This window comes from Philodulcilactobacillus myokonensis (assembly GCF_027923585.1).
GTDB classification, from domain to species: domain Bacteria; phylum Bacillota; class Bacilli; order Lactobacillales; family Lactobacillaceae; genus Philodulcilactobacillus; species Philodulcilactobacillus myokonensis.
On sequence record NZ_BRPL01000002.1, the window covers coordinates 18,188 to 39,210 of the forward strand.

Annotated in this window: 24 protein-coding genes; 10 read left to right on the top strand and 14 right to left on the bottom strand. The window is 34.1% G+C overall.

Annotated elements, in window-relative coordinates; all coding sequences use genetic code 11:
• The first annotated feature begins 33 nt into the window (after positions 1–33).
• From WR164_RS00090 to WR164_RS00100, 3 genes are all read left to right on the top strand, one after another.
• Positions 34–972 (top strand): aldo/keto reductase, encoded by a 939-nt coding sequence (locus WR164_RS00090; protein ID WP_286135498.1) that lies wholly within the window; start codon positions 34–36, stop codon positions 970–972.
• 120 nt (positions 973–1,092) lie between these two features.
• Complete coding sequence (locus WR164_RS00095) at positions 1,093–1,692, top strand: NAD(P)H-binding protein (protein WP_286135499.1); 600 nt, start codon at positions 1,093–1,095, stop codon at positions 1,690–1,692.
• Between the two features lie 14 nt (positions 1,693–1,706).
• Positions 1,707–2,102, top strand: coding sequence for a MerR family transcriptional regulator (locus tag WR164_RS00100; RefSeq protein WP_286135500.1), 396 nt, complete (start codon positions 1,707–1,709; stop codon positions 2,100–2,102).
• 69 nt (positions 2,103–2,171) lie between these two features.
• Here WR164_RS00100 and WR164_RS00105 read toward each other — a convergent pair whose 3' ends face one another.
• Both WR164_RS00105 and WR164_RS00110 read right to left on the bottom strand, forming a co-directional pair.
• A complete protein-coding gene (locus tag WR164_RS00105) occupies positions 2,172–2,528 on the bottom strand; it encodes a type II toxin-antitoxin system PemK/MazF family toxin (protein WP_286135501.1) in 357 nt (118 codons plus the stop codon).
• Between the two features lie 4 nt (positions 2,529–2,532).
• Positions 2,533–2,763, bottom strand: coding sequence for an AbrB/MazE/SpoVT family DNA-binding domain-containing protein (locus WR164_RS00110; protein WP_286135502.1), 231 nt, complete (start codon positions 2,761–2,763; stop codon positions 2,533–2,535).
• 209 nt (positions 2,764–2,972) lie between these two features.
• Between WR164_RS00110 and WR164_RS00115 the strand changes: the two genes are divergently transcribed.
• The gene (locus tag WR164_RS00115) at positions 2,973–4,283 is read left to right on the top strand and encodes an NCS2 family permease (protein WP_286135503.1); all 1,311 of its coding nucleotides are present in this window, start codon (positions 2,973–2,975) and stop codon (positions 4,281–4,283) included.
• An 83-nt stretch (positions 4,284–4,366) separates the two neighbouring features.
• Here the strand turns inward: WR164_RS00115 and WR164_RS00120 are convergent, their stop codons facing one another.
• Positions 4,367–4,768, bottom strand: coding sequence for a hypothetical protein (locus WR164_RS00120; protein ID WP_286135504.1), 402 nt, complete (start codon positions 4,766–4,768; stop codon positions 4,367–4,369).
• A 680-nt stretch (positions 4,769–5,448) separates the two neighbouring features.
• Between WR164_RS00120 and WR164_RS00125 the strand changes: the two genes are divergently transcribed.
• Positions 5,449–5,646, top strand: coding sequence for a helix-turn-helix domain-containing protein (locus WR164_RS00125; protein WP_286135505.1), 198 nt, complete (start codon positions 5,449–5,451; stop codon positions 5,644–5,646).
• A 46-nt stretch (positions 5,647–5,692) separates the two neighbouring features.
• On the opposite strand, the gene WR164_RS00130 is transcribed toward WR164_RS00125, so the two are convergent.
• The 3 genes from WR164_RS00130 to WR164_RS00140 all read right to left on the bottom strand — a co-directional run bounded on the left by WR164_RS00130 (position 5,693) and on the right by WR164_RS00140 (position 8,560).
• Entirely contained in the window at positions 5,693–6,964 is a 1,272-nt protein-coding gene (locus WR164_RS00130) for an ABC transporter permease (protein WP_286135506.1), read from the bottom strand.
• Positions 6,957–7,853 (bottom strand): ABC transporter ATP-binding protein, encoded by an 897-nt coding sequence (locus WR164_RS00135; RefSeq protein ID WP_286135507.1) that lies wholly within the window; start codon positions 7,851–7,853, stop codon positions 6,957–6,959. The genes WR164_RS00130 and WR164_RS00135 overlap by 8 nt, the downstream gene beginning before the upstream one ends.
• A gap of 89 nt (positions 7,854–7,942) precedes the next feature.
• Complete coding sequence (locus tag WR164_RS00140) at positions 7,943–8,560, bottom strand: uracil-DNA glycosylase (protein WP_286135508.1); 618 nt, start codon at positions 8,558–8,560, stop codon at positions 7,943–7,945.
• 255 nt (positions 8,561–8,815) lie between these two features.
• Between WR164_RS00140 and scrK the strand changes: the two genes are divergently transcribed.
• From scrK to WR164_RS00155, 3 genes are all read left to right on the top strand, one after another.
• Positions 8,816–9,697, top strand: coding sequence for a fructokinase ScrK (gene scrK, locus WR164_RS00145; protein ID WP_286135509.1), 882 nt, complete (start codon positions 8,816–8,818; stop codon positions 9,695–9,697).
• A 158-nt stretch (positions 9,698–9,855) separates the two neighbouring features.
• The gene (locus WR164_RS00150; RefSeq protein ID WP_286135510.1) at positions 9,856–10,857 is read left to right on the top strand and encodes a zinc-dependent alcohol dehydrogenase family protein; all 1,002 of its coding nucleotides are present in this window, start codon (positions 9,856–9,858) and stop codon (positions 10,855–10,857) included.
• Between the two features lie 36 nt (positions 10,858–10,893).
• A complete protein-coding gene (locus WR164_RS00155) occupies positions 10,894–11,283 on the top strand; it encodes a VOC family protein (protein WP_286135512.1) in 390 nt (129 codons plus the stop codon).
• Positions 11,284–11,349: 66 nt separating this feature from the next.
• Here the strand turns inward: WR164_RS00155 and WR164_RS00160 are convergent, their stop codons facing one another.
• From WR164_RS00160 to WR164_RS00190, 7 genes are all read right to left on the bottom strand, one after another.
• Positions 11,350–11,601, bottom strand: coding sequence for a hypothetical protein (locus tag WR164_RS00160; RefSeq protein WP_286135513.1), 252 nt, complete (start codon positions 11,599–11,601; stop codon positions 11,350–11,352).
• 105 nt (positions 11,602–11,706) lie between these two features.
• Positions 11,707–12,921 carry a glycoside hydrolase family 25 domain-containing protein gene (locus tag WR164_RS00165; RefSeq protein WP_286135514.1) on the bottom strand — a complete coding sequence of 405 codons (1,215 nt, stop codon included), beginning with the start codon at positions 12,919–12,921 and terminating at the stop codon, positions 11,707–11,709.
• 255 nt (positions 12,922–13,176) lie between these two features.
• Entirely contained in the window at positions 13,177–14,442 is a 1,266-nt protein-coding gene (locus WR164_RS00170) for a GH25 family lysozyme (RefSeq protein ID WP_286135515.1), read from the bottom strand.
• Positions 14,443–14,555: 113 nt separating this feature from the next.
• Positions 14,556–15,278: a hypothetical protein gene (locus WR164_RS00175; RefSeq protein ID WP_286135516.1), complete on the bottom strand. Its 723-nt coding sequence runs from the start codon at positions 15,276–15,278 to the stop codon at positions 14,556–14,558.
• Between the two features lie 51 nt (positions 15,279–15,329).
• Positions 15,330–16,124, bottom strand: a complete 795-nt coding sequence (locus WR164_RS00180; protein ID WP_286135517.1) for a metal ABC transporter permease — start codon at positions 16,122–16,124, stop codon at positions 15,330–15,332.
• Entirely contained in the window at positions 16,124–16,777 is a 654-nt protein-coding gene (locus WR164_RS00185; RefSeq protein ID WP_286135518.1) for an ATP-binding cassette domain-containing protein, read from the bottom strand. Before WR164_RS00185 ends, WR164_RS00180 begins: the two co-directional genes overlap by 1 nt.
• Entirely contained in the window at positions 16,774–17,670 is an 897-nt protein-coding gene (locus WR164_RS00190) for a metal ABC transporter solute-binding protein, Zn/Mn family (RefSeq protein WP_286136857.1), read from the bottom strand. The genes WR164_RS00185 and WR164_RS00190 overlap by 4 nt, the downstream gene beginning before the upstream one ends.
• Positions 17,671–17,888: 218 nt before the next feature.
• Between WR164_RS00190 and WR164_RS00195 the strand changes: the two genes are divergently transcribed.
• Complete coding sequence (locus tag WR164_RS00195; RefSeq protein ID WP_286135519.1) at positions 17,889–18,749, top strand: N-acetylmuramoyl-L-alanine amidase family protein; 861 nt, start codon at positions 17,889–17,891, stop codon at positions 18,747–18,749.
• 35 nt (positions 18,750–18,784) lie between these two features.
• On the opposite strand, the gene WR164_RS00200 is transcribed toward WR164_RS00195, so the two are convergent.
• The gene (locus WR164_RS00200) at positions 18,785–19,696 is read right to left on the bottom strand and encodes a UbiA family prenyltransferase (RefSeq protein ID WP_286135521.1); all 912 of its coding nucleotides are present in this window, start codon (positions 19,694–19,696) and stop codon (positions 18,785–18,787) included.
• Between the two features lie 145 nt (positions 19,697–19,841).
• On the opposite strand from WR164_RS00200, the gene WR164_RS00205 reads away from it, so the two are divergent.
• Positions 19,842–21,017, top strand: a complete 1,176-nt coding sequence (locus tag WR164_RS00205) for an NAD(P)/FAD-dependent oxidoreductase (RefSeq protein ID WP_286135522.1) — start codon at positions 19,842–19,844, stop codon at positions 21,015–21,017.
• The last annotated feature ends 6 nt before the right edge of the window (positions 21,018–21,023 follow it).

Here is a 21,023-nt window from a genome sequence, read left to right on the forward strand (position 1 = left end):
TCAGACACTTATTTATTAAGGAGGAATTTCATAATGGTAAAAATCGGTAAATCAAACGTTGAAACCACCCAATTAGGCTTAGGTACCAATGCCGTTGGTGGTAACAACTTATTTCCAAATTTAAAAGATGAAACTGGAATCCAAATCGTTAAAACTGGTTTAGACTCTGGTATTAAAATGTTAGATACTGCCTTTGCTTATGGCATGGGCCATTCAGAAGAATTAATTGGTAAAGCAATTCAAAATTATGACAGAAAGGGTTTCGTAATTGCAACCAAGGGTGCTCAAGACGTTGTGAACGGCAATGTTCGTATCAATAACTCACCTGAATTTCTAAGACAGGCGGTTGCTGATAGCTTAGAACGCTTACACACTGACTATTTAGATGTTTTCTACATTCATTTTCCTGACAAAAATACACCGAAAGATAAAGCTGTCGCTGCTTTAAACGAATTAAAGCAACAGGGTAAGATCAAAGCCATTGGTGTTTCTAACTTCTCATTAGACCAATTAAAGGAAGCTAACAAGAATAACCAAGTTGACGTTGATGAAGATCAATACAGCTTAATTCACCGTGGTGCCGAAAAGACCCTCTTCCCATATCTACGTGAACACAACATTTCATTCGTTCCATTCTTCCCACTTGCTTCCGGCCTCTTAACTGGTAAGTACAGTAAAGAAGTTAAGTTTCCAAAGGATGATATCAGAAATGGGAACCCTGATTTCCAAGGCAAACGGTTCGAAAAGATTGTTGATGCGGTCGATAGCATCAAACCATTGGCTAAGAAGCATGGTATTACCACCGCTGAATTAGTCCTTGCATGGTACATTAAGAACCCTGACGTAACCGTTGTGATTCCAGGTGCTAAACGTCCAGAACAAGTCAAAAGTAATGCGAAGGCTTTATCAGTTAAATTATCAGATGATGAATACAAACAAATTGATGATGCTTTTGCTGAATTCAAAGATTAATTAATATCATTAAATTTATAAAGTAGCGTTGAAATTCAAAATTTCATCGCTACTTTTTGTTTGACTTAAAGTTAGCTTTAAGGACTATCTTTAAATTAATCATCCAAAGGAGGAATTATGATGGAAAATTTCTTAATTATTGGTGCCACCGGTTCGATTGGTAAAACCGTCACCAAACAGTTCAAATCAAATTCAGACGTTCATTTAACATTAATGGCTAGAAATACCGATTCAATTCCAGCATCTAAACAAGTGACGAAAGTTAATGCCGATATTCTAGATCCATCGTCATCAAAATACTTTCAAAATCAAGACGCTGTCTTCGCAGCCTTAAGCGGTAATTTACCTGATATGGCCCAATCCATCATGAATGCCATGCATCAAAATGACGTTCAACGTTTAGTCTTCATTAGTTCCATGGGAATTTATAACGAAATTCCGGCATCTGTGGGTGCCACCGGTAATTTAAAATATAATCCATTTTTAAAGGGTTACCGTAAAACGGCCGATTTAATTGAACAAAGCGATTTAAATTACACGATTGTTCGTCCCGGTTGGTTCGATAACGGCAGTGATGATTATGAAATCACCCAAAAGAATGAACCGTTTGGTGGCCACGATGTTTCAAGAACCGCCATTGCCGATCTGGTTCAAAAACTATTGATGAATCCTAAATTCCAATCCAGAAAAAGTATTGGCATTAATCGGCCTCAATCATAAGGAGGAAAATTTGATTGAATATTAAAGAAGCAAGCCATAAAATTGGCGTTTCATCATCAACAATTAGATACTACGAAAAAATTAGCTTGATTCCGCCGATTTTAAGAAATCAAATTGGAATCCGTGATTTTGATCAGCACATGATTGCTCGCATTAAATTCATCAAGGAGATGCGGGCAGCTGGGATGAGCATTAAAGCCCTCCAGAAGTACATCCATTTGTTTGATAAAGTGAACAATAGTCAAAATGAACAGATTGAATTATTAAAACAGCAAGTTGAAATCATGGAAGAAAAACGCGATGACATCCAATTTGCGATTAACCATTTAAATTATAAAATCAACCACTTCTATGACCATACGTTAAAGACTGAGCAGGAATTGAAAGCATTGGAAAAGAAAAAGCATTAAATTTAATTAGCCCAACTCAAAGGGAGGCTGGTAATTTTTACCAACCTCCTTTATAAGATTATAGTAATATTATTTTTCATCGGCATTTATAATATATTTTATGCATCTCACTACTTTAGAAAAATTTTCTTTTTTCATCTTATCAATAAATTTAACTTGTCTATATTTATAATCAAATGTATGGCATTGAAGTGGATTAACAAATCCATTTACATTAGAATTAATTGAATCAATTTTAATAAGCAATCCGTATTTTACTAAATAATTGTGTTCAGTATGAGTAATTGGACAAACAAATACCAAATCAGTTAATTTACTATATTTACTATTACTTATTACTAAAGCAGGACGACGTTTCCTAATTTCATGACCTGAACTAGGATCAAAATTAATGGAAATAATATCTCTTTTATGTGGTATATACAATTAATTAACTCCATTCTTTATCAGATAATTTTAAATTTTTGCTAATATCATCCTGTTTAATTTTTTTATTAAACCATTTACCTTCAAATGGGTTCTTACTATCAGATACTGGAGTATATATTATTGATCCGTCCTTATCTTTACGAACGCTCATTTTAATATTATCAGGCATATTAAAACTCTTAGGGACTGTTAATGATTTTGAATTACCGGTTTTTCTAATTTTTACAAACATTATTAGCTTTCCTTCTTTCTTATATGTGTATACACAGTGTACACTGTGATACTATTATTATCAATATTAATGTTTATTTACTAATCTCTAAATCAGTAACTCCCTTCTTATTTATTGTTCGTTTATTGTAATTAATACGGTATAATGTTATTATAATAGGTGTTAATTATCATTTAAACACGAACGATATTTAAGGGGAGCGTTAATTTATGGGCGAAAAAATCGCTAATTATTTTCATTTTCATGAATTAGGAACTAACTTTAGAAAAGAAACTTTAGCTGGTTTAACTACATTCATGGCCATGGTATACATTTTATTCTTAAACCCGAACATTTTAGGTGCCACTGGAATGGACAAAGGAGCAGTCTTCACTGCCACTGCATTAGCCAGTGCCCTTGGTTGTTTCATCATGGGGATTGTTGCCAACTACCCATTCGCACTATCAACTAGTTTGGGAATGAATGCCTTCTTCGCATATTCAGTCTGCATTGGAATGAAAGTTCCATGGCAAACAGCGTTGGCTGGTGTCTTTGTTGCATCCATCATTTTTATGATCTTAACTGCATTTAAGATTCGAGAAATTGTGATTGACGCAATTCCAAACGACTTAAAGAGTGCGATTGCCGGTGGAATTGGTTTATTCATCGCCTTCATCGGTTTAAGTGATGGTGGATTAGTGGTTGCCAACAAGAGTAATTTAGTAGGCCTTGGTTCATTAAGCGTTAGTACGACTTGGTTAACCATTTTTGGCTTAGTTGTTACCATCATTTTAATGAGTATGAGAGTTCCCGCTGCCATTTTTATTAGCATGATTTTAACTTCCATTCTAGGGATGGTTACAAAATTAATTCCCATTCCAACCCAATGGGTATCAAGCGTTCCTAGTTTAAAGCCAACCTTCTTAGTTGCTTTAAAACACATTGGCAGCATTAATTCACTGCAGTTAATCGTCGTTGTCTTAACGTTCTTACTAGTATCATTCTTTGATACCGCCGGAACCTTAGTTGGCTTAGCTGAACAAGCCGGTTTCGTTAAACACAATAAAATTCCACGAATCGGTAAAGCACTAGCTGCCGATTCAACTTCAATGGTCGTTGGTTCACTCCTTGGTACTTCTCCCGTGGGTGCATTCGTTGAATCATCATCAGGAATTGCCGTTGGTGGTCGTTCTGGATTTACCGTTGTTGTCACTGGAATCCTATTCATCTTAGGAACATTCTTCTCACCATTGTTAGGTGTTGTTACCGATCAAGTTACCGCTCCAGCATTAATCATTGTTGGGATGTTAATGGCAAGTGCTTTAAAGAATATTCACTGGGAAAAATTCGAAATTGCCGCCCCCGCATTCTTAATTTTAATTGGAATGCCACTAACTTACAGTATTTCAGATGGGATTGCTTTAGGCTTCATTGCCTACCCGATCACAATGATTGCTGCAAAACGTGGCAAGGAAGTTAACGGCATCATGTATGCATTGGCCATTATCTTCGTCTTTTTCCTTTGGATTTTAGAAAAATAAAAATACTTTAATCATATAAAATAAAAAACAATCTTAGCTTAGCTAGTAAAGTTAAGTTACGATTGTTTTGTTAAATTACATTTTTATTTTTGATCAATTAATTTGATTATTCTATTTTTTTCATTAGATGAAACCTTCCATACAACTTGTTTTATGCCAAATATAATTCTACTACTTGCATAATTATTTTTATATAAATTAAAGAAAATATGTGCATGCGGCTTAGTCTGTTTAATTTCAACTCTATATAATAGTTTTGAATTATTTGGAAGAGACTTACCATTATCGGTGTTATCTCCTAATTTATCTCCATAAAAGTCTGACATATAGTCAATCACTTTTTTATTATGTGTTGTTTTTTTTAATTTATTATCCTTATAAATATTAACAGTATTTTCATTTATCCTATTTTGATTTATGATATGAATTCCTGTTAAACAAATTATTAATATTAATAATATATAAATAACATATCTCTTTTTCAAATAAATTATCTCCTTTATTCATAATAATAATAAATTATTTTAAATAAAGCAATAATTTATTATTGTTTTACAATAAAATAATATTGTTTTATAATATTATTTATTAAATTAAAAGAAGGATTTATCAATGAATTTATTTAATAAAATATTATTTAATATTATCCAATTATTAATAAGCGTTTTTTCATCTTTATTATATTTTTTGAATCTTATATTTTTATTTGTATTTATAATAATAATATTTCATTTGGATCACAACAGTTTAATAAAGTATTCTAGTTTAAGTATCAGATCACATATATACTTACATGCTTCAATAATAATTTTCATGATAATAATTATGATATTAAGTTTAATCATAATTTGCCATTATATTCAACAATTAATTAATAATTTGAAGTTAAATAAGTATTTTGTGGATGCTAATGTTTTATACATTAGAAATACAATATTTAGTATGTTAACGTTAATAATTTGTAATATATTTTTAAATGTATACCTATTTATAAATAAAATAAATAATATAACAAATATATCCATAATTTCACATACATCAATTATGAATTATATAATTTATTTTGTAATTTTAGTTATTTCCTATGTTATCTATAATATATTTAAATATGGAGTAAAACTTCAAAAAGATTCAGATAGCTTTATATAAAAACGGAGAGATATCAATGATTAAAATAACACTAAATATTGTTATGTTAGAAAGAAATATGTCTTTAAAAGAATTATCTAGAAAAGTGGGAATAACTCAATCGAATTTATCTATTTTAAAAAATAATAAAGCCAAGGGTATCAGATTTAATACTTTAGAAAAACTTTGCTCAGCATTGAAATGTCAACCTGGAGACATAATAAAAAATGATTAGATATCTATAATATCTAATCATTTTTTATTATAATTCTTTCATTAATTTACTTAGCATCTTGAATACCATGTTTTAAACGTCTAAAGAAGCCACTATCATCGTTTTGCAACATCAAACTACGGTAAATTTTAGTAATCAACCAGGTCAAAATAATTAACGTTGCAAGCAAGATTGCCAGTGAAATTGTAATCTCAATGCTGGTAACGTGGCCATTGATCATTCGAATCGGCATAAAGAACATCGAACTAAACGGAACGTACGAAAGCACTTTTGGAATCATCGTATTGGATGACGATTGAAAATTAATCGCAATGATAAAGAAAGCGAGCACGATGAAAACGACTGGTTGGGCAGCTTTAGCAGAATCAGAAGCCTTGCTTACTAATGCACCACAAAGTGCTGAAATGATAAGGTATAATCCAATTCCTAAGATAACAAATAATAATCCAGGGCTTAAAACATCGTGTAAGATTAAGGATATCATCCGCTGATTTTCAGCATTACTCAAGAATTGATGGACCATATGAATTCGTGAAATGAACTGGTAGATAATGCCACCACCAATAATGTAAATCAAGAACTGGGTAATCACACATCCCATGATTCCGAAGACTTTACCTAAGAAATATTTGGCAGCCGTGGTACTTGAGAAAATGACTTCGATTACCTTAGCACCCTTTTCTTCAGCGACCGATTGAGCCATGACCGAAGCATACGTTAATAAAATCATATAAGTAATGAAGATGATGATAAAGAAGGCAAATTCCTTCGCCCCACTTTGATCTTCTGATTGGGAAGTCTTTGATGCTTTCGGATGCTTATTCAAAATTGATTTAAATGTCGGTTGAGCATTTAACTGGTTGATTTGATTAATTGATAAATGGGCGTTCTTTAAATTCAATTGATGTTGAATTTGATTGATTGAACCCATCAAATCACTCTTAATATCAGAATCAATCTGGTCTTGTCCATGGTAAGTAGCAGTAATCCGATTATTTTTAACGTTTAAGACGACGTATCCATCTAAATCCTGGCTTTTAGTCTTACTTTGAGCAGTCTTTTCATTGGTAACTTTAGCGTCAATATCATCACGATGCTGTTTAATTAACGATTGCCGCAACGACGGCTGGCTTGAAATGATGGCAACTTGGTCGGAACTATCGTTCGATGCATCAGATGAACTGTTCTGGGCAGTAAGAAAACCAATCCCACCAGATACTAGTGCTAAAATAAACGGCATTAAAACCATCAATGCAAAACTCCATGTTTTCACTTGTCTTATGTACGTTTCAAAAGTAACAATCCACATTTTACGCATTGCTATCCCTCACTTCCATTCTAAAGATTTCATCTAGTGTTGGTGGCTGTTGACTAAATTCTTCCACGTATTTTCCATGGGTGATTCGATCAAACAGATCCGGGCCAGCGCTTGGATCATCTAACATTAGGAGGTAACGATGCGGTTCTAAAGTTTTAACATTCATGACATGGGGTAAATTAGATAGTTCCGCTGAACTTTGTTGCGTCGTAACATAAATCTTATTTTTACCAAATTGGTCACGGACGGAATCCGTCGTGCCGTTCAAGACGACGTGTCCATTTTTTAGCATGACCAGATTATCACACAACTCTTCAACGTTATTCATATTGTGACTTGAAAAGATAATCATGGCACCGCGCTGTTTGGCATTAATTATATGCTGCTTAAGCAAATCAGCATTGACTGGATCTAAACCACTAAAGGGTTCATCTAAAATAATCAATGAAGGTTCATGAATTAAAGTACAAATTAATTGAACCTTTTGCTGATTCCCCTTTGACAGTGATTTAATCTTGGTCTTTAAATCACCTTTCACATCAAATTTTTGCATCCACCGTTTAATTTTCGGGCGAGTGGCTTTAGCACTTTGGTCCTTTAACCTAGCAAAATAAATAATTTGCTGTTCTACCGTTAACTTAGGCATTAAGCTTCGTTCTTCCGGTAAATACCCAATTTTGTCGAACGTTTGTTCAGTAATTGGTTGCTGATTCAATTTAATTTCACCATCATAATTAATAAAATTAAGGATACTATGAAAAGTAGTTGATTTACCAGCACCATTTTGACCAATCAATCCCGTAATTTTACCAGGTTGAACGTTGAAACTAACGTTGGATAACGCCTGAACGTTCCGAAAGGCCTTACTAATGTGATTAATAGTTAGCATGCTTCCACTTCTTTACTTCAATTTTGCTAATTGTGATATTTAGCATATTATCAAAGTAACATATATGTGACTAAATTCAAAATTAATTTTTAACGCTTGATAATTTGCTTCAGTTTTTGCATGTCTGCTTCAGCTACCGGACGTTTACTGGGAAACCGGCGGGCATACGAAGGATGATACGTTGGAAAAATCCGGTAGGTGCGTGAACTTAATCCGTATTGATTCCCTCTTCTCACCCTAATCTGGCGTTTTAATAATTTCCCGTGAACATCACCAATTTTAAAGTGATCACCTAAAAGCCTTTGCAAGCCGGTATTTCCAAGCGTTACTAATAAATCATTTTCTTTTGGTAACTGGCTTAATTCATAATCTAAAATCGGTGCATAATCAAACATTTCTTGTTTTGTTGGTTTTCGATCCCGTTTACGGCCATTTTTAATAGAAATTGGTCTAGATCTAACTACCCCGGTAATATAAATTTGATCACGAGTAATTCCTAATAATTTAAGCCATTGATCTAATTGTTTGCCAGCGGGTCCCATAAAGCCCTTTCCGACTTTAATTTCAATTCGACCGGGAGCCTCACTCAAAATCGTAAAGCGCGGTGTTAAAGAACCGGAGCCGGGAACAAAGCCTTCTAATCTTGGATTCTTACTTGCAATTTGTTTTGCCATTTTAATTTCACTTGGATTTAAAAATGTTGCCATTAGATCATCCTCTTTTAATTTTTCGATTATAATATGCTAAGAAATTTAAATTTAGATACCAATTATAAGCATGAATTGGTTATAATAATAATGAAACATGTTTTCAAATGTGTTAATCTATTCTAAATATATCATTTTATAATGTTATATTAATCATATATCTAAGTGATCGAAGTTAAAATTAAAATTAATCTATGAAACGCTCATAAAAATAAAATTTATTCGTTTCAATCCGTAAGGAGTTTCCAAAAAAATATGTTATTAGGAAGTATTGAAGCCGGTGGAACTAAATTCATCTGCGCAGTTGGTGACGAACACTATCATATTGTTGATAAAGTCAGAATTCCAACTGAAACCCCAGACGTAACTTTAAAAAAGACCGTTGAATATTTCAAGCAATTTAAAAATTTAGAGGCAATTAGTATCGCATCATTCGGTCCGATTGAAGTCCGTCACCATTCTAAAAAGTACGGGTATATATTAGACACGCCTAAAATTAGCTGGTCAAACGTTAATTTTTTGGGTTACTTAAAACAAAATTTTTCAATCCCCATGTACTGGACAACCGACGTAAATGGATCCGCATACGGTGAATACATTAAAGCATCCGAAAATCATGAGAAAATCCGTTCCCTCATCTATTATACAATCGGCACTGGCGTCGGTGCTGGTGGTGTCATTAATGGTAAATTTATTGGCATTTTAGGCCATCCTGAAGTGGGTCACGTCAACGTTAAGCGTCATCCGGATGACTTAAAGTTCCCTGGAATTTGTCCATATCACGGTGACTGTTTAGAAGGCCTTGTATCTGGCCCCACTTTTGAAGCTCGATTAGGGAAAAAAGGACCGGAAGTGCCAATCACGAACCATGTTTGGGATATCATGGCATACTATGTTGCCCAAGCCTTAATTCAAATTACATTAATGATTAGACCCGAACGCTTAGTTCTCGGCGGTGGCGTTTTAAATGAAACCTTTCTTAAAAAGATTAGGAAACAATTTAGCCTATTAATGAATGGTTATATTAAAATCAATAATCTTAGTAAATATATTCAATTACCATCAGTTAAAAATAATGGATCAGCAACCCTAGGTAACTTTGCATTAGCCATGCATGTTTTAAAACAAACCAAGTAAAGGGATATTTATCATGGAAATAAGCTTTTAAAATAATCATAATAGCGCTTTCATAATTTATTTTTTCATGATATAATTACCCATGAAAGTTAAAATAATAATTAATGTAAAATTTTTAATTTTACGAACATAATTTATTTATGGAAAGGATCTTTTCAATGAAAGCCTTAGTTTTAACTGGCGTTAAGCATCTTGAAATCCAAGATATTAAAAAACCAGAAGTTAAACCCGATGAAGTTTTAGTTAACAACAAATATGCTGGTATTTGTGGTACTGACTATGCTTTATATAATGGTCTACCAGGTTCAGCCGATGCAGTTCCACCAATCGTTTTAGGACATGAAAATGCAGGTGTAGTTGCAGCTGTTGGTTCAAATGTTCAAAACTTCAAAGTTGGTGACCGTGTCACTGTTGACCCTAACGTCTACTGTGAAAAATGCCGTTACTGTCGTACTGGTCGTCCAGAATTATGTGATAACTTATCTGCAGTTGGTGTTACCAGAAATGGTGGTTTAGAACAATTCTTCACTGCTCCAGAAAAGGTAGTTTACCACTTACCAGATAACGTTGCATTAAAGGATGCCGCTACTTCTGAACCAATTTCATGTGCCGTTCACGGTATGCATTTATTAGACATCGAACCTTACCAAAAGGCATTAGTTATTGGTGATGGTTTCATGGGTCTTATCTTTGCTGAATTATTGAAGTCATACGGTGTTAAGTCCGTTGATTTAACTGGACGTCATGATGACAAGTTAGCTAAAGAAAAGAAGATCATTGGTTTAAACAAGACTATCAACACTACTAAGGAAAAGATTCCTGCTGATTACGATGTTGTCATCGAAGCTGTTGGTCAACCTAAGACACAAGAACAAGCTACTGAAGCAACCGTTAAAGGTGCTCAAGTATTAATGTTCGGTGTTGGTAAACCTAACCAAACATTCTCAATGAACACTTACGAAATCTTCAAGAAGCAATTAACTATCAAGGGTGCATTCATTAACCCTGATTCATTCGAAAGCTCAATCTCACTACAACAAAGCGGTGATGTTAACGTTGATCCAATCATCAATAACGTTATCTCATTAGAACAAGTTGAAAGTGTATTGAACGGTACTTCTAACCTTAAGGGTAAATGTGTCGTTAAGATTGATGACTAATTAAATTAATTAGTTTCACAACTGGAGGCCTTGATTATGGCATTAAGTGATTACTTTACTGGAATCCAACACGTTGGAATTCCAACTGATGATTTAGAAAAAACCATTAAATTTTATAAAACCTTAGGCTTTACTAAAGCCGGTCAATTCAAGAATGGTAAACAAACATGTGCATTCATGAAGTACAATAACATCATGATTGAAACATGGAGTGGTGACCCTGTTACCCATAAAGATGGCGCTATCAATCATTTTGCCATGAATTGTACCGATGCTGAAAAAGCATTCAAGGAAGCTAAAAAATTAGGTTTACACATCTTAAGTGATAAGCCACAAGTTATTCCAACTTACTGGGATAACGGTATTAAATTCTTCCATGTTTTAGGACCCAACCACGAACATGTTGAATTTTGCCAAATTCTTTAGTTTATAAATCATAATAAATTAAAACTCCATCCAATTTAAAAATTGGATGGAGTTTTTTTAGTCTATTTAATTTTTAACCCGATTATAGATATTTATGCCGACAATTAAATCAACACCAAATGCTTTTCTGATTTCTTTAATTGCATTTGATTCATTATCCGATTCGTTGATAATATTTCTAATTTGACTTAAATTTTTAGAATCATTTAAAATGTGATTTAATAATTTTTCATCTTGTGCATTTTCTCGATTACTTTTCTTTTTACTAATGTAAATAATTAATAATATTAATATAATTATGAATATCGCAATTATCATTGAATAAATTTCTTATCATTCCTCCTTTTTATGATTAAAATCATTTTACAATAAAAAACGAAGGATAAATTTCATTATCCTTCGTTTTATCGCTTTTAATTTAAATTAATGCCAAATTGCTTTAACGAACTTCTTATTTGAAGTAAAGGTTGCACCATAAGAATTAGTTGCCTTTGTCATGGTTCGATACCACTTAAATGAATTAACTTTTATAACGACGCCACGCTTAAAGTGATTAACTTTTTTGCCATGGTAGTAGACATTAATTCCATTTTTAGCAGTAACTCTGAATTTCTTAATTTTACTAGAAGAATAATAGTTAGCGTGAATATAAGCTTTTCGTTGAGCGGCAGCTTGCTTAGCAGCTTGAGCTTCAGCAGCCTTCTTAGCAGCTGCTTTTTTAGCTTTTCTTTCAGCTGCAACTTTAGCAGCTTGGGCTTTAGCCTTAGCAGCTGCTTTTTTAGCGGCAGCAGCTCGTTGGGCAGCAGCCTTTTGTGCCGCAGCTTCTTTTGCAGCATTACTTTGGCTATTACTATTATTTTGCTGGTTATTGCTTGAATTATTATTCTGATTATTACTGTTGCTGTTATTACTATTAGTGGTGGTTTGGCTATTATTACTATCACCAATCCAATATGAAATTGGTTTTCCTTGGTCTGGAATAGTAGAAGCATCAACACTTTCACCTAAACTAACACTTGGGTAACGATCAGAATATTGCCATAAATCATAATGATAAGATGGATCAGGCTCAGAAGCCGTATCCGGTTGATAATCACCATATCCAGCGACCCATAAAGTATCGTATGCATTACGATCAGCACTATTTAAACTACTTAAATAGGAAGTATTACCATACAAGATAACGGGACGATTGGTTAAAGAATGCATCGTTTGTGCCCATGCAATCGTTGCTACATCTGGTGGATAATACCCTTCTAAATCATTGACATAGAATTTTGCATTAGGATCCTGATTATATAGTGATCGTGCTTCTGCTTGTGCCTGAGCAACAGAATAATAAGTCGAATAACTATAAATTCCAAATGGAACATTATACTTGTTCAATTCCGCAGAATTATTAGCGAAATCTGCATCTTGATAAGTACCTTGTTGAGCTTTCAAGATTTCAAAACTGGTTTCATTTTTCAATCCTTGAGCTTGATTATCACTAAAGTTTCCTTGCCAATTTGATAAATCAAAAACCGGTTTCATTGATTGCATTGCAAAAGTATGATTACCTGCAGAAAACGTAAACAGTGAAACAAAGCCAATTCCTAACCCCAGGGCTGCCTTTTTTAAAGTCCGGTTAATTTTCATTTTTAAACATCCTTTTTAATTTTTTGTCTAATATCCATTCATTTAACAACCATTATAGTTATTATACAATGATGACTTTACACAGTGATTACATTCAGAAAAAGATTTAATTACGTTAAAATTGAAATTATTTCAACTTTAGGATGTGACTGACCTAGCAGTAATTATATTTTTAACAAGAATATTTTATACACAAAAAGAACGTAGTTTAGAAAAACTAAATTACGTTCCTTTACTAATGAATTGTTTAAAAAATTAACGCCAAATTGCCTTAACGCACTTCTTATTGGAAGTAAACGTCGCACCATAAGAATTAGTTGCTTTAGTCATGTTTCGATACCAATTAAATGAACTAACTTTTACGACGACACCACGTTTAAAGTGATTGACTTTTTTACCATGGTAGTAAACGTTAATTCCATTTTTAGCGGTAACCCTGAATTTCTTAATCTTATTAGAAGAATAATAATGAGCATGGATATAACGCCGTTGAGCAGCAGCCTTCCTGGCAGCCTTTTTAGAAGCTTCTTCAATTGCTTTTTGTTTAGCAATTGCTTTAGCCTTGGCTTTCTTTTTAGCTTGTTGCTTTAACCATTCTTGGTGTTGCTTAGCAACCTGTTTAGCTTTATTGATTGCTGCTTGGTTTTTAGCATTTTGTTCTGCTTGATTATTATTACTTTGATTGTTTTGGTTCGTTTGCTGATTATTATCAGAATTATCAGAATTATTTTGGCTAGTTGAACCACTATTATTAGTATTACTTGGTTGAGTAATTTGAGTACTCTGATTATCATCTGAACTATTACCGGTCCAATATGAAAGTGGTTTCCCCTGATCAGGAATTACAGAAGCATCAACTTCTTGTCCCAAACTAACACTTGGGTAAGAGTTACTATACTGCCATAAATCGTAATGATATGATGGATCCGGTTCAGAATTAGGATCCGGGGTGCCATTATATGGGTATGCGGCCAACCAAAGTGTATCATAAGCATTCCGAGCATCAGCAGAAATGGCATTCGTCATGTAAGATTGATCACTATATAGGATTACAGGACGATTAGTTAATGAATGCATTGTTTGGGCCCATGCAATCGTTGCGGCACTTGGTGGATAATAAGTCCCCGTAGCATTATTTTCAACATCATTTACGTAGAATTTAGCATTTGGATCCTGATTATATAATGATTGGGCTTCATTCTGGGCTTGAGCAACTGAATTATAGGTTGCAAAGCTATAAATTCCAAATGGAATATTATACTTATTTAATTCAGCTGAATTATTCGAGAATGCATAGTTTCGATAGGTTCCCTGCTGGGCATTTAAAATATCAAAACTGGTTTCATTCTTTAAACCTTGGGCTTCATTATCACTTAAAAATCCTTGATAGTTAGAAATATCAAAAGCTGGTTTCATTGATGACATCGCAAAGGCATGGTTACCAGCTGCAAATGTAAACAACGAAACAAAGCTAATGCCGATTCCCAAAGCCACCTTCTTCAAAGTATAATTAATCTTCATTTGAAACATCCTTTTTTAGTTATTTTGCATTGCCATTTGCTTCATTAAATAACCACTATGGCTATTATACAATGATGACTTTACGCGGTAATTACAATTAGAAAAAGATTTAATTACTTTGAAACGGAAACGGCTTTTTTAAGGACATTACTAGGATTACCAGTAATGGTATTAACTAACTTACTATCTTGCCATTTAACGCTACTTGCACCTTCAGTACTATCTGATTGAAGTAAAATACTACCACGCTTGTTAGGGTATGGTAATGTATGGGTTTGTAAGTATTTAACGGCTTTCTTAGCAGTTGGTAAGGCCTTGCTATTACCATTAGTGGAAACATTATTTCCGTGAACAGTAATTGACCAATCACCCATGTTGAAGTGAACGTAAACTTGACCGGCACCGTTATCTTGGGTTCCTTTAATATTATAACCTAAGTTAACTGGTTGGCCACCCATGTCACCCTGGTAGTTGATTTGTTTTTCAGCTTCAGAAGCACTGGCGTACTTTTGAGTAGCAACGAATGAAGCTTGTTTGGCCTTTTTAGCACTCTTAGCTTCATTCGTTTTATTAGACGGTTTCATGCTAGCCTTGTCACTTTGTGAATCAGATTTTGATGAATTTTGTGAACTACTTTTAGCATTATTTGAATTTGATGAATTAGAACTACTACTAGCATCAGAATTAGAACTATTGCTAGAACTAACACTTGAGCTTTGACTACTACTACTTGGTTTCATAGAACTGTTACCCTGGCTGCTATTGCTTTGACTTCCACAACCAGTTAAAACTAAGCCGATCACAACGAAAGGCAATAATTTCTTCAATGTTTTCATTTATTTATAAACTCCTTTTTTAAATCTATCCTGAGTATAACAAATTTTCACTTAATCATCAGACAATTTATTGTAAATGATAGCAATTAGATAAATAATTCCTTCAATCGATGCGATGAAGAAACTGACGGGCCAGTTAGTTGTATAGCTAAGGTATAACCCGAACCAGGTTCCGAATAAAGAAAATAGGAACGTTAACGTCATCATCCCAAAAATTGTATGTGAAAAGTACTGTGCTGCTGAAGCGGGGACGGTAAGTAATGCAAAAATCAAAAGTGATCCAACCACCTGGGCAGTTACACTAACAGTTGAAGCTAATAAAATCAAGAAAGCAATTGAAATCATTGTATTATAGCTTGCATTATAACTCGAACCCACGCTATCAAATGAATTATAAGCCAATTTACGGTACATTAAAAGGACAATGATAATGATGAAAATACTAAGTGAAATGAGCATTTTGACATCATTAAAATCAATTCCGACGATACTACCAAATAAAATGCTGGTGGCATAACTGGATTGACTGTTGGCAAGCGATAGGAATAAGATTCCTAAACCAATGAAGACCGCTGAGAAGACACTAATTGATGATTCACGGCGGCTCATTCGATTCCCAACGGTTCCAATCATTAATGAACTAATAATTGTGAACAATAGCATCCCTAAAATGGGTGAAATTCCAGCAAAAACACCGAATGCAGCTCCTGAAAATCCAATTTCTGACAGTGTATGGGTGAAGAATGAAGTCTTTCTAGCAACAACGAAAACTCCCATTAATCCACATAAAATGGAAATAAAGAAACTGGCAACAAAAGCATACTGCATAAACGCATAACTTAACATTAATCCTGACCCCCAATCCTGTTCATCGTTCCTCTATGATCAGCAATGTGTAAGTTATAATCACCAAATTGTTGAACCAATCCGGGATCGTGGGTAATAAACATGACTGCTAGGTGGTTCTTTTTAATGATGGATTTTACCAGTTTCAATAAATCAACTTTAGCATATTTATCCAAACTGGCGGTCGTTTCATCCATAATTAATAACCGGGGTTGACTTGCTAATGCCTGAGCAAAGTAAACCCTTTGCTGTTCACCACCGGATGCTTTGCCAAGTGGTTCTTTTTTAATCTTGCTTAAATCGGTTGATTGAATGATGGCATCAATCTGACGCCGTTCTTTCATACTGAGCCATGGCAGAAATTTATTTTGCAGGCCTAATCCAATAAAATTTTTGATGCTTAAAGCATAATCATCATCAATATTCCGAAATTGGGGAATGTATTTAATCTGATTGCGCTTGATTTTAAAATCAACGTGATCCTTCTGATGATAATCCTTTAAAAGCGTTTTGATTAGGGTTGTTTTACCAACCCCGTTTTCACCTGTGACACACGTTAATGAATTGCTGTATATATCAAACGAAAGGTTGGAAATCAAACTACGATTTTCAACCTCGACGTTTAATCCTTTAACTGATAGAATTTTGCTCATTTAGTTTCTGACCTCTGAATCTTTGCTAATTGATTGTATTGAGACATCATCCATTGTTGATAATTCATCCCTCTAGGCATACTTTCAGTAACCTTTAATACTGGAATGTGCTTCTGAGCAGCTAAATCTGATAGATGGTTAACGACCTTATCATCTGTCTGGATATTTTTAACAAAGAAAGCAATCTTGTGGTGATTGATATCGTTTTGAATGCCCTTAATTTCTGAAGGAGTTGGATCAGCCTCTTTTTCAATGGCCTTGGCAAATCCACTATCATTTACTTGGTAACCCATTTCCTGTAAAGCATAGTCAAAGACCGGTTCGCTGACGTCAACAACTGACTTCTTGCGATTCTGCTTCAATTGAGCGATCTTCTTATGAATTGGCTTCAATGAGTTAATGTACTTTTTAGCATTGGCTTTGAATTGAGCCTTATGCTTTGGATCCTGTTTACCAAATTTATCTGCTAATGTATTTGCTAATTTAACCATTGTTTGGCTATTATACCATATATGAGGATTATCGTTGTCCCCCTTCCCCATTAGTTTACCAACATTAACTGAATCATTGTTGGAATTATTAAGCATTTTATTAATCCAAGTATCATAGCCAATCCCGTTATAAATAACATCCTTAGACTTGGCAACTGATTCTGATACTTGTGGGGTTGGTGTGTAACTATGTGGATCAACATCAGGATTATTAATAATTGAATGAACAGTCCCATATTTTCCTAGAACTGATTGAGCTGTATTTCCATAAAAATCAATTGATGATGTAACGTTAATTCCCTTATTTTTAGCAGATTTACTACTACAGCCAGTCAAAATTAAGATTGACAGGACGGCTAAAGCAAGAATTTTTAAACCTAAATGTTTCTTCAAAATAAACATCTCCTGAAAATTTTTCACTTATTACTTAATCTGAAATTATTTAATCGATTAACGATCAGTTCAAGAATCATTCATTATTAATCCCTCTGTTTTTAACCATCTTCTTTTATTTTTTAATTTGGTTACTAAAAGTTAGTTTCTTTTATCAAATGTATTGTACTATAATTTAAGGCATAATAACAAAAATAATATATATTAATTATTAAGGAATGACTGATGTGGAAAAATTAACTCATTTTAAAGATGCCCCGTTGATTATTTGGATTTTAAGAATCCTACTACTAATCAGCGTTATCATGGTAATTATCATTAAAATCAGTAGTTATCTAAGTGAACCGCGTGTGATTGCGCAATCTGTTAATTTACGGACAAATCCTAACCCACAATCTAAAATTATTAATCAAATTCCCCATAACACGCGAATTAAAGTCATTCAGAAAGATAATACGACCAAATGGTGGTATATCAAAGATGGCAAACAGAAGGGCTGGATTGCCGCTTGGCTTTTGAAGAATGAAGATTACAATTCTAAAAAAGCTTCTAACATCTCTGAAGCAACCATCGTTTTAGACCCTGGTCATGGTGGAAATGACTCAGGAACCCTATCACAAGACGGTAAGATGGAAAAGACTTATACCTTACCAGTTGCTAAAAAAGTTTTGCAATTAATTAAAGCTCAAAATTCAAGAGTCATCATCTCTAGAACCAGTGATCAATCGGTTAGTTTAGGAGCAAGAACAAGGTTGTCAAATCAAAATCACGCCAACGTCTTTATTAGCTTTCATTTTAATTCATCGGAAATTGACGAAGGTGATAACGGCTATGAGGTCTTTAAAGACCATGACAATGCAAATCGATTGGCCAATCAATTAGACTCAGGCTTCAGCGACTTACCATTAAATAACCGTGGTGTTGATATTGGTAATTACTACGTTTTGCGTGAAAATACCCAACCAGCCGTTCTAATTGAAATGGGCTTCATGAATAATCCCAGTGACTTTGAGCATATCAAAAGTAATGATTATCAGCAAAAAGTTGCTGATGACGTTGAACAATCGCTACAAAAATATTTTAAATAATAATCAAAATTCTCGGAATTAAATCCGGGAATTTTTTAATATCCAAACATGTTTTTAAGCACCAGAGCAATCAAAGTTAATAGCAATAAGTCCAAAGTATTTTTAATCGTTAAAACAAACGTCTTTGCTTTTAAATGAACTTTGAAAAATTTCTTAGTCCGCAGCCAGATGAATGGAATTGCTAACAACGTGATGAGCATGATTGCTGGAAGATAATTTAAAATTACTGCCATAATTAAGGTAATGTACATCAAAACATAGTTAAATCCGTACAACTTAAGTGAATTGAATTGACCGATGTAAGTCACAATCGTTTTTCGCCTTAAACTAAAATCTTCTTTAAGATCACAGATATTATTAGCCAGCATAATATTGGCAAGGGCAAGGATTGGCATGCCAGATGCGAGCAGAGCACTACCAAAAAATGATAAGTGAAAATCACTAGTGGGTACATTAATCATGATATAAGCATAGATCACACCCAATCCCATTGTCATACCTGATACGATTTCACCAAAAGGAGTAGTTGAAATTGGCAGGGGTCCAGCATCATAAAAATATGCAATCGCACAACCCAGTAGGCCAATGATTAATAGCCACATCGTCGTTTCAAACAGCAGGATAATACCAATCAGAACGACCAAAAATAATAATGAACCGTCAATAACGATCGCCATTTTTTCAGAAATTTCATTATTACCCAGGACGTTGACGTGATCAAAAAATTCAGTGACGTGCAATTTTCCTGCCCTGCGATGATCAGCAATACTATCAGTCGTATTCGCAAACATTTGTAAGCACAACACCGCAATAAAGAATAGCAACGAGAGCAGCGGATGAATTTCAAACGATTGATATTGTACAAAAATAATTCCAAACAGAAGTGGTAAAAAAGTTGCCACAAGTGATTTAGCATTAACTAAATCCAAAAAAGATTTGATTGACATAAAATTAACTTCCTCATTTCGATTTCATTTCTAATTATAAGCCGCTTTTATCATTATGACACGCTTACACATTGCCCTTTTCGATTCATCGTATTATGATATATGTAAGGGCTTTCAAATAAACCGTTAAAGAGGAAGTAATCAAATGAATCAAATTTTAATCTTAGGTGGCGGTTTTGCTGGATTACGTGCTTGCAAGCTACTTGCTAAAAATAAATTAAATTTAAACGTAACCCTTATTAATCAAAACACATACCATTATAATTCAACCGCATTACATACGGTTGCTGCTGGAACTAATTTACCTGCTAATGTTGAAATGAACATTCAAGATTTAATTAGCCCTAAAATTAATTTTATTCAAGATCAAGTAACAGACATTGATCATCAAAAACAAGTGGTGATACTCAAAAATCATTCTGCAATGAAGTATGACTACTTATTCAACGCCCTGGGCTTTGAACCAGAAACTTTTGGCACCCCTGGCGTAGAAGAGAATGCACTTCAAATTGCCAACGTTAACACATGCGTTAACGATTACAATATTATTCGAAACCGGCTTCAAAAATATGCGGATGACAAGGATCCTAAATACATTTCGATGGCCGTAATTGGTGGTGGCTTCACTAGTATTGAACTTTTAGGTGAATTAACCTACCAGATTCCAAGATGGGCCCAAAAATACCATTTTAATCCAAAAGATTTTAAATTATACTGCATTGCCCCTAGTTTCCTACCAATGTTTGATTCCAAATTAGATCGATATGCTAAGAATTTCCTCGTGAAACACGGAGTCCAATTTATTACCGGTGGCCTTGCCAAACGGGTCAGCAATGATGGCGTTTATTATGGCGACGATAATAAATTTATTCAAGCTAAAACTGTCTTTTGGGGTGCCGGAGTTCAGGGTAACCACTTGATTAAAGATACTGGATATGATCAGCATCGCAATCGGGTTGCCGTAAATAACCAAATGATTCCCAAAGCCTTTCCAAATGAATACTTGATTGGTGATGTTTCAGCCGTTTTAAATCCAGCTAACCAGCGAATGTATCCCACCACCGGTCAGATTTCCACTCGTGAAGCTGATATCGCGGTTGATAATTTTATTGCCCGTTTAAATCATAAAAAAGGCACACCGTTTACCTATCAATCACTTGGGACGGCATGTTCACTCGGTCCTAAAACGGGAATTGCAGAAGTTAACATGTTTCACCATACCTTTAAATTTAAAGGTTGGATGGTACCATTTATGAAACACTTTATTAATCAGCGAACCGCATTTGAAATCTCCGGTTTAAAAGCCGCACTTCAAGAATAGAAGGGA